At 64.4% G+C, this 12,152-nt stretch carries 8 protein-coding genes and 1 pseudogene; 4 read left to right on the plus strand and 5 right to left on the minus strand.

Going from position 1 to position 12,152, the window contains the following annotated elements; all coding sequences use genetic code 11:
* Nucleotides 1-316, minus strand: a pseudogene (locus PJE01S_RS21890) (NAD(P)(+) transhydrogenase (Re/Si-specific) subunit alpha); the annotation flags it as partial.
* Nucleotides 317-540: 224 nt separating this feature from the next.
* Entirely contained in the window at nt 541-2,076 is a 1,536-nt protein-coding gene (locus PJE01S_RS21895) for a CoA-acylating methylmalonate-semialdehyde dehydrogenase (protein WP_068835844.1), read from the minus strand.
* Between the two features lie 124 nt (nt 2,077-2,200).
* Here PJE01S_RS21895 and PJE01S_RS21900 point away from each other — a divergent pair, with 124 nt between their 5' ends.
* From PJE01S_RS21900 to mnmA, 3 genes are all read left to right on the plus strand, one after another.
* Complete coding sequence (locus tag PJE01S_RS21900; RefSeq protein ID WP_068835845.1) at nt 2,201-3,157, plus strand: LysR family transcriptional regulator; 957 nt, start codon at nt 2,201-2,203, stop codon at nt 3,155-3,157.
* Between the two features lie 110 nt (nt 3,158-3,267).
* A complete protein-coding gene (locus PJE01S_RS21905; RefSeq protein WP_174548574.1) occupies nt 3,268-3,786 on the plus strand; it encodes an NUDIX hydrolase in 519 nt (172 codons plus the stop codon).
* Nucleotides 3,787-3,845: 59 nt separating this feature from the next.
* Nucleotides 3,846-5,018 (plus strand): tRNA 2-thiouridine(34) synthase MnmA, encoded by a 1,173-nt coding sequence (gene mnmA / locus PJE01S_RS21910; RefSeq protein ID WP_068835847.1) that lies wholly within the window; start codon nt 3,846-3,848, stop codon nt 5,016-5,018.
* A gap of 123 nt (nt 5,019-5,141) precedes the next feature.
* Here the strand turns inward: mnmA and PJE01S_RS21915 are convergent, their stop codons facing one another.
* The 3 genes from PJE01S_RS21915 to PJE01S_RS21925 form a co-directional block, all read right to left on the minus strand.
* Entirely contained in the window at nt 5,142-6,560 is a 1,419-nt protein-coding gene (locus PJE01S_RS21915; protein ID WP_068835848.1) for a MipA/OmpV family protein, read from the minus strand.
* A gap of 338 nt (nt 6,561-6,898) precedes the next feature.
* On the minus strand, nt 6,899-7,396 hold the full coding sequence (gene ssb, locus PJE01S_RS21920) for a single-stranded DNA-binding protein (protein ID WP_068835849.1): 498 nt from the start codon (nt 7,394-7,396) through the stop codon (nt 6,899-6,901).
* Nucleotides 7,397-7,418: 22 nt separating this feature from the next.
* Entirely contained in the window at nt 7,419-8,654 is a 1,236-nt protein-coding gene (locus PJE01S_RS21925) for an MFS transporter (RefSeq protein ID WP_068835850.1), read from the minus strand.
* 326 nt (nt 8,655-8,980) lie between these two features.
* Between PJE01S_RS21925 and PJE01S_RS21930 the strand changes: the two genes are divergently transcribed.
* A complete protein-coding gene (locus PJE01S_RS21930) occupies nt 8,981-12,076 on the plus strand; it encodes an excinuclease ABC subunit UvrA (RefSeq protein ID WP_068835851.1) in 3,096 nt (1,031 codons plus the stop codon).
* Nucleotides 12,077-12,152: the final 76 nt, after the last annotated feature.

Genomic DNA, 12,152 nt, shown 5'->3' on the forward strand with positions numbered 1-12,152 from the left:
CCGCCAGGCGTTGCAGACCGGCGGCATCAAAGGGATTGAGCATGCCGACCAGCACGCTGCCGGGCCTGGCATGCGCGATTTCGCCGTTCAGCGGGCTGCGCACCTTGAGCACGATGTCCGCGGCATAAGCGCCGGCGGCGTCGGTGATCTCGGCGCCCACCGCGAGGTAGGCGTCATCGGGAACGCTGGCGGCCACGCCGGCGCCCGACTGGACGCGTATGGTGTGGCCCTGGCTTTTAAGCTTTTTGGCCGTTTCCGGCGTGATGGCAACGCGTGTCTCTCCGGCCGTGATTTCGGCGGGTACCCCGATCAGCATGGGTCTCTCTCCTCAGTGGATTGGTTTTTTCAAGTGCTCCATGCAAGGTTTGCACAGGCCTTATTTCCGTCGTAAAGCTTACATGAGAATGTGGGCTTTTTATGCGCGCAATCCATGTCTTTCGCACCAAAAGGGGGTGAACACGCATGAAAACAGCCCCATGAGCCGTCTATTAGCGGCTGATGGGGCTGCGGGAGAGGCCAGCAGATGGCGCTGAGGGGCGCTTATTTCGCCGTCGGCATCACAAACTCGGCGCCCTTGCCAATGCTCTCGGGCCAGCGCTGCATGATGGATTTTTGCTTGGTGTAAAAGCGCACGCCTTCTTCGCCGTAGGCGTGCATGTCGCCAAACAGGCTTTTCTTCCAGCCGCCAAAGCCGTGCCAGGCCATGGGCACCGGGATAGGCACATTGATGCCGACCATGCCGACCTGGATCCGGCGGCTGAACTCGCGCGCCACATGGCCGTCGCGGGTAAAGCAGCTCACGCCATTGCCAAACTCGTGGGCGTTGATGAGGTTCACCGCTTCGGCAAAGTCTTTCACGCGCACGCAGCCCAGCACCGGGCCAAAGATTTCTTCCTTGTAGATGCGCATCTCGGGTGTCACATGGTCAAACAGCGTGCCTCCCATCCAGAAGCCGTCCTCACAACCCTTGCCGGCGCTCGCGCCCTGGAAGCTGCGGCCATCGACCAGCAGCTTGGCACCCTCTTTCACGCCCTGGTCTATATAGCCGGTGATGCGCTGGTGTGCGGCAGCCGTCACGATGGGGCCCATCTCGGCATCGAGCTCCACGCCGTTCTTGATGACCAGCGTCTTGGCCCGGGCTTGCAGCATGGGAATGAGCTTGTCGGCCACATTGCCGACCAGCACGGCCACCGAAATCGCCATGCAGCGCTCGCCGGCCGAGCCGTAGCCCGCGCCAATCAGCGCGTCCACGGCCTGCTCCAGGTCGGCGTCGGGCATGACCACCATGTGGTTCTTGGCGCCGCCCAGGGCCTGCACGCGCTTGCCGTGGCGCGCGCCGGTCTCATAGATGTAGTTGGCAATCGGCGTCGAGCCCACGAAGGACACGGCCTTCACGTCCGGATGCACCAGCAGGGCATCGACCGCCTCCTTGCCGCCCTGCACCACGTTGAAGACGCCGTCGGGCAAGCCCGCCTGCTTGAGCAGTTCGGCAATGAACAGGCTGGGGCTGGGATCGATCGGGCTGGGCTTGAGCACAAAGCAGTTGCCGGTCGCAATCGCCACCGGGAACATCCACATCGGCACCATCACGGGAAAGTTGAAGGGCGTGATGCCGGCCACCACACCCAGCGGCTGGCGCATCGTCCAGTTGTCCATGCCGGTGCTCACCTGGTCGGTGTAATCGCCCTTGAGCAGTTGCGGAATGCCGCAGGCGAATTCCACGATGTCGATGCCGCGCGAGACTTCGCCCTGCGCATCGGTAAACACCTTGCCGTGCTCGGCGGTGATCATGTGGGCCAGCTTGTCCTTGTTCTGGTTGAGCAGTTCCAGGAACTTGAACAGGACGCGGGCACGGCGAATCGGCGGCGTGTCGGCCCAGGCCGGGAAGGCCGCCTGCGCGGCAGCCACCGCAGCGTCCACCTCCGCCGAACCAGCCAGCGCCACGTGGCCCGACACGGCGCCGGTCGCGGGGTTGAAGACGGGCTGGCTGCGTCCGGAGGCCGGCGCAGCAATTTTTCCGTTCAGGTAATGGCCAATCGTGGCTTGGGCAGCGCTGGCGGCAGGCGATAAAGACATGGGGACTCCTTTGGGGGGATGAAAGGTGACAGGCTTTTTTGAAGTCTAGGGCCGCCCGCCCGATTTGATAATGCCCTGTTTAGTGATTACATTGTTCATATATCTGAACAGTGAGAATCTTGCCATGTCCTCCGACCAACTCGCCCCGCTCGTCGCCGACCTGCACCTGCTGACGGTGCTGGCCGCCACCCGCAGCTTTACCGAAACCGCACGCCGGCTGGGGCTGTCCAAGGCCTCGGCCAGCATGCGCATCAGCGAACTGGAACGCCTGGCGGGCGTGCTGCTGGTGCGGCGCACCACGCGTTCGGTGGGCCTGACCGAGGCCGGGCAGCAGCTGGTCAACGACATGCAGCCGGCCTTTGAGCGCATCAGCGAAAGCTATATCGCCGTCAAGGATCTCGTCGGCACGCCGCGCGGCCTGATCCGGGTCACCGCACCGGTGGCGCTGGGACGCCAGCACCTGGCGCCCTGCGTCTCGGCATTCCTGAAGCGCTTCCCCGACATCCAGATCGAGCTGGAGCTGACCGACCGCTTCGTCAATCTGGCCAGCGAAGGCTTTGACCTGGCGATACGCCACACCAACACGCCGCCGGAAACCCATGTCGCCTGGGTGCTGTGCGAATCCCGCTCCATCCTGCTGGCCAGTCCCGACTACCTGAAGCGGCGCGGCGTGCCGACCCACCCTTCGGAGTTGGCGGCGCACGACTGCCTGCTCTACCTCGGCGGCCATGTCGGCAGCTGGACCTTTGCCCGCAATAGCAAGCGCAAGGCGGGCGAACGCGTGGGCGTGAGCCTCACCAGCAAGCTCAAGGCCAACAACAGCGAGGTGCTGCGCGACGCGCTGCTGGCCGGCCTAGGCATCGGCCTGCTGCCTGATTTCAGCCTGCCGCCCAGCCGCCCCGGCGAGCCGCTCCTGGTGCCGGTGCTGCCCGACTGGCAGGTGCAGGGCTTTTTTGGCGAACGCATTTACGCCCTGCGGCCGTGGTCGCCGCAAGTGCCCAAAGCGGTTCAGTGCCTGGTCGAACATTTGCGCCAGAGCTTCGCCCAGGGGTTTCATTCCATTTCTGCTTCAACGCGATAGCTCCTTGCCCCGCCTGCCCGCTCATTGAATCGGTCATGGGATCAGACCGCACCCAGGAGCCCGCCAGACCGTTCGGACCCCTGTCATGAAGGGCACGGATAATGCGCGCGATGAACAACCGATGGAAACCCAATGTCACGGTCGCGGCACTGATTGAGCGCACCGTCGACGGCATCCAGAAATTCCTGCTGGTCGAAGAGCAAACCCGGGACGGCCTGAAGCTGAACAACCCCGCCGGCCACCTCGACCCCGGCGAAAGCCCGCTGCAGGGCTGCGTGCGGGAAACCCTGGAGGAAACGGCCTTTCACTTCACGCCGACGGCGGTCGTCGGCATCTATCTCTCGCGCTTTGAGCGGGCCAGGCCGGGGCAAAGCAGCGAAGAAAAGCCGCAGGACATCACCTACCTGCGCTTTACGTTTTGCGGCGAGCTGGGGGCACATGTCCCCGGCCAGCCGCTCGATGAAGGCATCGTGCGCACCGTGTGGCTGAGCGCCGACGAAATAAGAGCGTGCGCTCACATGCACCGCAGCCCTTTGCTGCTGAACGGCCTGGAAGACTACCTGGCAGGACGGCGCTACCCCTTGACGCTGCTCACCACCGACCCCAGCGTCTACACGCCCAAGGCCTGAGCACGGGGCGCGGAGGCCCTGCGGCTTCAGGGTCAAGCCGGCAACCCTAAAATGCTGCCATGCAAAAGTCGGGTGAACGCCAAAGAATAGTCGTGGGTTTGAGTGGAGGCGTGGACTCGGCCGTGACGGCCTACCTGCTCAAGCAGCAGGGCCACGAGGTCATCGGCATCTTCATGAAGAACTGGGAAGATGACGACGACAGCGAGTTCTGCTCCTCCAACATCGACTTCGTGGACGCGGCCGCCGTGGCCGACGTGATCGGCATAGAGATCGAGCATGTCAACTTCGCCGCCGACTACAAGGACCGGGTCTTCGCCGAATTCCTGCGCGAATACCAGGCCGGCCGCACGCCCAACCCCGACATCCTGTGCAATGCCGAAATCAAGTTCAAGGCCTTTTTAGACCATGCGATGCGCCTGGGCGCCGAAAAAATCGCCACCGGCCACTATGCGCGGGTGCGCCAGAACGAGGCCACCGGCCTGCACGAGCTGCTCAAGGGACTGGACCCGGCCAAGGACCAAAGCTACTTTTTGCACCGCCTGAACCAGGCCCAGCTGGCCAAAACCCTGTTCCCGGTCGGTGAGCTGCGCAAGACCGAGGTGCGGCGCATTGCCGACGAGATCGGCCTGCCCAACGCCAGGAAAAAAGACTCCACCGGCATCTGCTTCATCGGCGAGCGGCCCTTCCGCGATTTTCTGAACCGCTACATCGCCAAGGCGCCAGGCCCGATCAAGAACGACAAGGGCCGCGTGCTGGGCGAGCATGTGGGCCTGAGTTTTTACACGCTGGGCCAGCGCCAGGGCCTGGGCATAGGCGGGGTGAAAGCCAGGGGCGCCGAACTGAAAGCCGCGCAGGCACGCGGCCAGCGCGGCGTGGGTGAGCATGAGCCCTGGTTTGTCGCCCGCAAGGACCTGGAAACCAACACCTTGTGGGTGGTGCAGGGCCACGAGCACCCGTGGCTGCAATCCACCCGGCTCGACGCGCAGGACTGCAGCTGGGTGGCCGGTGCCGCGCCGGCGACCGGCGCCATGGCGGCCAAGACCCGCTATCGCCAGCATGACGCGGCCTGCGAACTGCGCAGCGCCACGGCCGCAGGCTGCGAACTGGTGTTTTCCGAGGCCCAATGGGCGGTGACGCCAGGGCAGTCGGCCGTGCTCTACCAGGGCGATGTCTGCCTGGGCGGCGGCGTGATCGCCGGCAGCAATGTACAAAACCTGCCCGCCAGGCCCTGAATCAACGGATACCGCGAAATACCCGATCAAATCAGGCGCCAGCCCAGTCAGGACAAGCGCAGAAAGCTAGCAATTAGATAGCAAGCTGCGCTCCGGCGCCGCCCGCGCTGCGTGCACGCCCCCTTAAAGCGCCGTCTCGAGGTAGGTGTAGATGTAGTTGGAGCCGCCGTTGACATTGCCGAGCAGCTGCGATGAACCAAAAATGCCGGAGCGGTGCGACACGCCAAACCCGATATAGGTTTCCTTCAGCACCCGCGAACCCAGCAGGTCGCCCAGACTCACGTCAATCGTCGGGTCCAGGTAGTTCAGCATGCGGGATGTCGGCTTGCCATTGGCCGCCGCGCTGGAAGCTTCGATAAACGGCACCCGCTGCGCCATGGAAACGCCCACGCCCATGCCCAGCCGCGTCTTGACGCGATGACTCCACGGAAAGCCGGAATAGACGGCTTTCATGAAGAGGTCAAGTTGCAGGCCATTGGCCTTCAAGCCGTGCTCGTTATGCTCCGTCAGGCCCACGTAGCCGACAAAATCAAGCGGCCAGCCATTCACATCCTGGAGAAAGGGCTTGCCCACCTGAATACCGGTGATGCTGGTCGAATTGGTTTTGGCCGTGGACAGGCACTGGGCCGTCAGTATCTTTGCCAGGTGGCAGCCGTCTTCGGTGGACTTGCCGTAAAGCAGCTTGAAGTAGGTGGGCGAGTCGTTCTGCGCCCATTCACGCTGGTGACCGCCGAAGTCATAGGCCGCGCCCACATACACGGCGGGCAGCACGCGCTTTTGCACGATAGGACTGTCGCTGATCTTGCGGTCCAGCAGCGTGGCGGACACGCCGGCCAGCAGGCGCCAGCGCTGCGACAGGTCGTAAGAGCCGTACAGGCCGACCGAGGTGTTGAGGCCGCCGCCGGGCGCATAGGCCGGACGGCCTGCGGCGGCTTCGCTGGCTTGCACGCCGTAGTAATAGTTGTTGAGCCTGGCATCGCGCACGGCCAGCGTCAGGTTGGGGCGCAGCATCCAGGGGCCCGAACGCCAGTCATAGGTATAGCCCAGGCGGAACTCGCTGCCCTTGTAGGTGTTTTCCGCGTCGTGCAGCCACTCGGCCTGCAGGGTGCCCCAAGGCTGGCGCCAGCGGTAAGACAGGCCGAAATCCATGGCGGTTTCGCGCTGCGTCATGCCGGCCAGGCTGGCCGGCAAACGGTTGGTCGGAAAACCCTCCAGGCGCTGCTCCACAAACAGGTCCAGCCGGTGCTCGCCGCCATTGAGCAGCTTCACGCCGGCCCGGTTGGCATGCAGAAACAGCCGCTCGCCTTCATACAGGTAGAGCGGCAGCAGGTCGAAGCGGCTGCCCCCGTCGCGATAGGGCGAGCTCTCCACCCGCGTGACAAGCCCCAGCCCCACGCTACCCGGCTCAGACAGGAGATTCGTGAGCGGTTCCAGCTCGCCGTTGGCCCGGGCCGGGGTCATGGCGGACAGGCCGGCCGTCAACAGGGTCGAGCAAAGAAGCGCGCGGGCAAGAACGGGGTGGGTGGATAAAAAACTTTTCATTTTCAATGTGTTGTTTGAAGGCGGGGGCGGTGACCGCCACAGCCTGGCACGGCGCCACCGGCAGTGCAGCAGACCCTTGGCCGGCGGACGCACAAGGCCTACATGCTAACCATGAAGCAGCCGCCCTTCCCAACGCGTTTGTAAGAAAACCACCTCAGGCACCGCGGGACGGAACCCTGCGCGGCGCCCGCCGGCTTGGCGGATTTCCCCCTTTTTTCCTGAAGAAACTCAACGCTTTCCCTTATGCAGTGGTCACCTGTCGCTACCAAATAAGTAGCAACGCGCATGAAAAAAGCCCGCCTGAAGCGAGCCAATTTTTCAAGACCCGTGTTGGCAGATCAGAACGGAATGTCGTCATCCATGTCGTCAAAGCCGCTGGCGGCCTTGGACGGCGCGGGGGCTTGGCGTGGCGCCGGGGCCGGTGCGCGAGGGGCCGCGGGGGCGGCAGCGCGACGGGGGGCCTCGTAGCCGCCATCGTCAGCAGCGGGGCCGCCCATGCCCTGGCGGCTGCCCAGCATCTGCATCTGGTCGGCGCGAATTTCGGTGCTGTACTTTTCAACGCCGCTCTGGTCGGTCCATTTGCGCGTGCGCAGGCTGCCTTCCACGTAAACCTGCGAGCCCTTGCGCAGGTACTGGCCGGCGATTTCGGCGAGGCGGCCGTTGAACACCACACGGTGCCATTCGGTGGCCTCCTTCATTTCGCCGGTTTGCTTGTCCTTCCACTTGTCGGTGGTGGCAATGGTGACGTTGGCGACCTGGTCCCCACTGGGGAAGGCGCGCATTTCGGGGTCGCGGCCCAGATTGCCGACGATGATGACTTTGTTGACGGATGCCATGACTGTTCTCCTGAGCTGATGGTCAGAGTTTAACTGGCTGGCCTGCCGGCGCCCCGGCGCCTGAAACGGCCGCGGCCGCATGGCGACCCGGCGCCTTCATGGGCCAGGCCACCAGCAGCCACAGCAGCATCAGGCCGCCGCAGACGAGGAAAAGCCCTTGGGGGCCGTGCGTTTTGGTGATCCAGCCGCCGATCGCGCCACCGGCAAAAAAGCCCAGCGACTGCAAGGTGTTGTACACGCCCAGCGCCGCCCCCCGCGCGTGCGCCGGCGCCACGCGTGAGGCCAGGCTGGGCTGGCTGGCTTCCAGCACATTGAAGCCGCAAAAAAACAGGAACAGCAGCACACCCAGCAGGCCCAGGCTGGGCAGCGCCGTGGCCGGGCGCGAGGCCTCCCACAGCAAGCCCAGCTGGACCACGAAAATCAGCCCCACGGCGCCCAGAAACACGGCGCGCAGATAGCCGCGTTTTTCAAGGGGAAACAAGGTCATGCCCATGACCACGAACGAGGCGAGAACGACCGGCAGGTACAACTGCCAGTGGTGGGTTTTTTCCAGCCCGGCACTGACCAGCAGCGCCGGAATGGCCACCCACATGGCCAGCTGCACGGCGTGCAGCACAAACACGCCAAAGTCCAGCCGCAACAGGGCAAGGTCTTTCAGCACCTCGACGACGCTGCCGCGCGGCCGGTCGACGTGGAGCAGCGGCTCGGGCGGCACCCACCATACGATGACGGCAATCCCCGCCAGCGCCAGCGAACCCGTCAGGGCAAACAGGCCGTGCAAGCCGATGTAGCCGGCCAGCAGCGGCGCGACCACCAGCGACAGGGCAAACATCAGGGCAATGCTGGCGCCCACCAGCGCCATGGCCTTGGTGCGCACCTCGTCGCGGGTGCAGTCCGCCAGCAGCGCGGTGACGGCCGCCGAGATCGCGCCCGCGCCCTGCAGCGAACGACCCACAATCAACCAGTTCAGGTCAGGCGCCCAGGCGGCGACAAAACTGCCCAGCGCAAACATCAGCAAGCCGGCAATGATCACGCGCTTGCGGCCCCACCAGTCCGAGGCGATGCCAAAGGGGATTTGCAGGATGCCCTGGGTCAGCCCATAAATACCCATGGCCAGGCCGATGCGGGCGGGGTCATCGCCACCGGGGTATTTGGCGGCTTCCAGGGCAAACACCGGCAGCACCAGAAACAGCCCCAGCATGCGCAGGGCAAAAATCAGCGCCAGCGAGCCGCTGGCGCGCCGCTCGGTGGCGGTCATGGGGAAGGACGGGGGGGCAGAAGACACGGTCAAGAAGGTCTGAAAAGGAAGGAGTTAGGCGACGTTCGGAGAAATTGACCGCCGCAGCGGTCCGCAAATACCAGAAAGTACAAAGGCCGGCCGCATGGGCGGGTGCACAGCCGCCTATTGTGCTCGAAACGGGGCTTCGGTCTATGATGGAGAGTTTTGCGGCGCCCCATACAGTGAACTCTCCCAACGACAGCAAATATTTGGTTTCCCCGCCGTCGGGCGTGGAGGCTAGCGAACGCAGCGCCGGGCCGCCCCAAGCAAGTTCAGCCCCCTCGGGGGGCAGCGACTTACACGCAGTGTTCTCGAAGAGCGGCGAAGCCAAGAGCGTGGGGGCCCATATTCTTGCCGCCCAGCGCATCAGCATTCGCGGGGCGCGCACGCACAACCTCAAAAATATCGACCTCGATATTCCGCGCAACCAGCTGGTGGTGATCACCGGGCTGAGTGGCTCGGGCAAGTCCTCGCTGGCCTTTGACACGCTGTATGCCGAGGGCCAGCGCCGCTATGTGGAGAGCCTGTCCACCTACGCGCGGCAATTCCTGCAGCTGATGGACAAGCCCGACGTGGACATGATAGAGGGCCTGTCACCCGCGATTTCCATCGAGCAGAAGGCCACCTCGCACAACCCGCGCTCCACCGTGGGCACGGTGACCGAGATCCACGACTACCTGCGCCTGCTGTTTGCCCGCGCCGGCACGCCCTACTGCCCCGAGCATGATTTGCCGCTGCAGGCGCAAAGCGTCAGCGAGATGGTCGATACCGTCCTGGGCCTGCCCGAAGACACCAAGCTGATGATCCTGGCGCCGGTAGCGCGCGACCGCAAGGGCGAGTTTGTCGATGTGTTTGCCGAGATGCAGGCGCACGGCTATGTGCGCTTTCGCGTCGACGGCACGGCCTATGAATTTGACGAGCTGCCCAAGCTCAAGAAAACCGAGAAGCACAATGTTGACGTGGTGATTGACCGCATCAAGGTCCGCGCGAACAAGAACCGGCAGCCCCACGCCGAACTCGCGCCAGAGGCCGGCCAGGAAGCCGGCGCGCCGCCGGCACCCGACCTGCAGCAGCGTCTTGCCGAAAGCTTCGAGGCCGCGCTGCGCCTGGCCGACGGCAAGGCGATTGCCCTGGAGATGGACACCGGCAAAGAGTATCTCTTCAGCGCCAAGTTTTCCTGCCCGGTCTGCGACTACTCGCTCAGCGAGATGGAGCCGCGGCTTTTCTCGTTCAACTCGCCGGTAGGCGCCTGCCCGAGCTGCGACGGCCTGGGCCATATGGAATTTTTTGACCCGACGCGGGTGGTGGCATTTCCCACGCTGAGCCTGGCCAGCGGCGCCGTCAAGGGCTGGGACCGGCGCAACGGTTATTACTTTTCCATGCTGGAAAGCCTGGCGAAACATTACCAGTTCGACATCGACTCGGCCTTTGAAGACCTGCCCGAAAACGTGCGCCACGTGGTGCTGTACGGCTCGGGCGAGGAAGAGATCAAGTTCAGCTACGTGATGGATTCGGGCAACTCGGCCGGCAAGAAGGTCAGCAAGAAGCACCCATTCGAAGGCGTGATCACCAACTTTGAACGGCGCTACCGCGAAACCGACTCCGCCACCGTGCGCGAAGAGCTGGCGCGCTACCGCAGCCTGCAGGCCTGCCCCGACTGCGGCGGCACGCGCCTGCGCAAAGAGGCCCGCCATGTGTATCTGGTGGGCAAGTCCGGCGGCGACATGGCGACGCATCCGCGCAAGGCGATTTACGAAATCAGCCGCGTCACGCTACGCGAGAGTTTTGAGTACTTCAGCAGCCTGACCATGGAAGGCGCCAAGGCCGAGATCGCCGACAAGGTGGTGCGCGAAATTGGCCTGCGCCTGAAATTCCTCAATGACGTGGGCCTCAATTACCTGAGCCTGGACCGCAGCGCGGAGACGCTGTCGGGCGGCGAATCGCAGCGCATACGCCTGGCCTCGCAGATCGGCTCGGGCCTGACCGGCGTGATGTATGTGCTCGACGAGCCCAGCATAGGCCTGCACCAGCGCGACAACGACCGCCTGATCGGCACGCTCAAGCACCTGCGCGATATCGGCAACAGCGTGCTGGTGGTCGAGCACGACGAAGACATGATCCGCGCCGCCGACCATGTGATCGACATGGGGCCGGGCGCCGGCATTCACGGTGGCCGCGTCATGGCGCAGGGCACGTTTGAAGAGGTCAAGGCCAGCCCCGATTCATTGACCGGCAAGTACCTGGCGCAAACACTCAAGATTGCCGTGCCCAAGCGCCGCACACCGTGGCTGCCGACCGTGAAGGCCGTGGAAGCGGCCGAGAAAAAGAAGGCCTCGCGCTTTCCGCAAAGCCCGGCCGCGGAGCGCCGCGCGGCGCGCGAGGCCCAGCACCTGGCGACGCAAGGCGACATGCAGGCGCTGCGCGTGGTCGGCGCCACCGGCCACAACCTCAAGGGCGTGAGCGTGGAGTTCCCCGTGGGCCTGCTGACCTGTGTCACCGGCGTCTCCGGCTCGGGCAAGTCCACGCTGGTCAACGACACGCTGTATGCGGCCGTGGCGCGCACGCTGTACCGCGCGCATGAAGAGCCCGCGCCGCACGAGAGCATTGAAGGCATAGAGCATTTCGACAAGGTCATCAATGTCGACCAGTCACCGATAGGCCGCACGCCGCGCAGCAACCCGGCCACCTACACCGGCCTCTTCACGCCGATTCGCGAGCTGATGGCGGAAATGAACACGGCGCGCGAGCGCGGCTACGGCGCCGGGCGTTTTTCCTTCAACGTCGCCGGCGGACGCTGCGAGGCCTGCCAGGGCGACGGCGTGGTGAAAGTCGAAATGCACTTTCTGCCCGATGTGTATGTGCCCTGCGACGTCTGCAAGGGCCAGCGCTACAACCGCGAAACGCTGGAGGTGCAGTACAAGGGCAAGAACATCGCGCAAATCCTGGACCTCACGGTCGAGGCTGCTGCCGAATTCTTCAAGGCCGTGCCCCACATTGCGCGCAAGCTGCACACCCTGCTGGATGTGGGCCTGTCCTACATCAAGCTGGGCCAGGCGGCCACCACGCTGTCGGGCGGCGAGGCGCAGCGCGTCAAGCTCGCGCTGGAGCTCTCCAAGCGCGACACCGGCCGCACGCTCTACATCCTGGACGAACCCACGACCGGCCTGCACTTTGCGGACATCGACTTGCTGCTCAAGGTGCTGCACCAGTTGCGCGACGCGGGCAATACCATCGTGATCATTGAGCACAACCTCGACGTCATCAAGACGGCCGACTGGCTGATCGACATGGGCCCCGAAGGCGGCGCCGGCGGCGGCCAGGTGGTGGGCGTGGGCACACCCGAGGCGCTGGCCGCCAATGCCCATAGCCACACCGGCCACTATCTGGCGCGGCTGCTTTGAACGCTGCCTTGTCAGCGTTCTCTTTACCGCTTCCTGGCGCTTCCTGGCGCTTCCTGGCGCTTCGCGCGCCTCACCC

The sequence above is a fragment of the Polaromonas jejuensis NBRC 106434 genome (assembly GCF_001598235.1).
GTDB lineage: Bacteria > Pseudomonadota > Gammaproteobacteria > Burkholderiales > Burkholderiaceae_C > Polaromonas > Polaromonas jejuensis.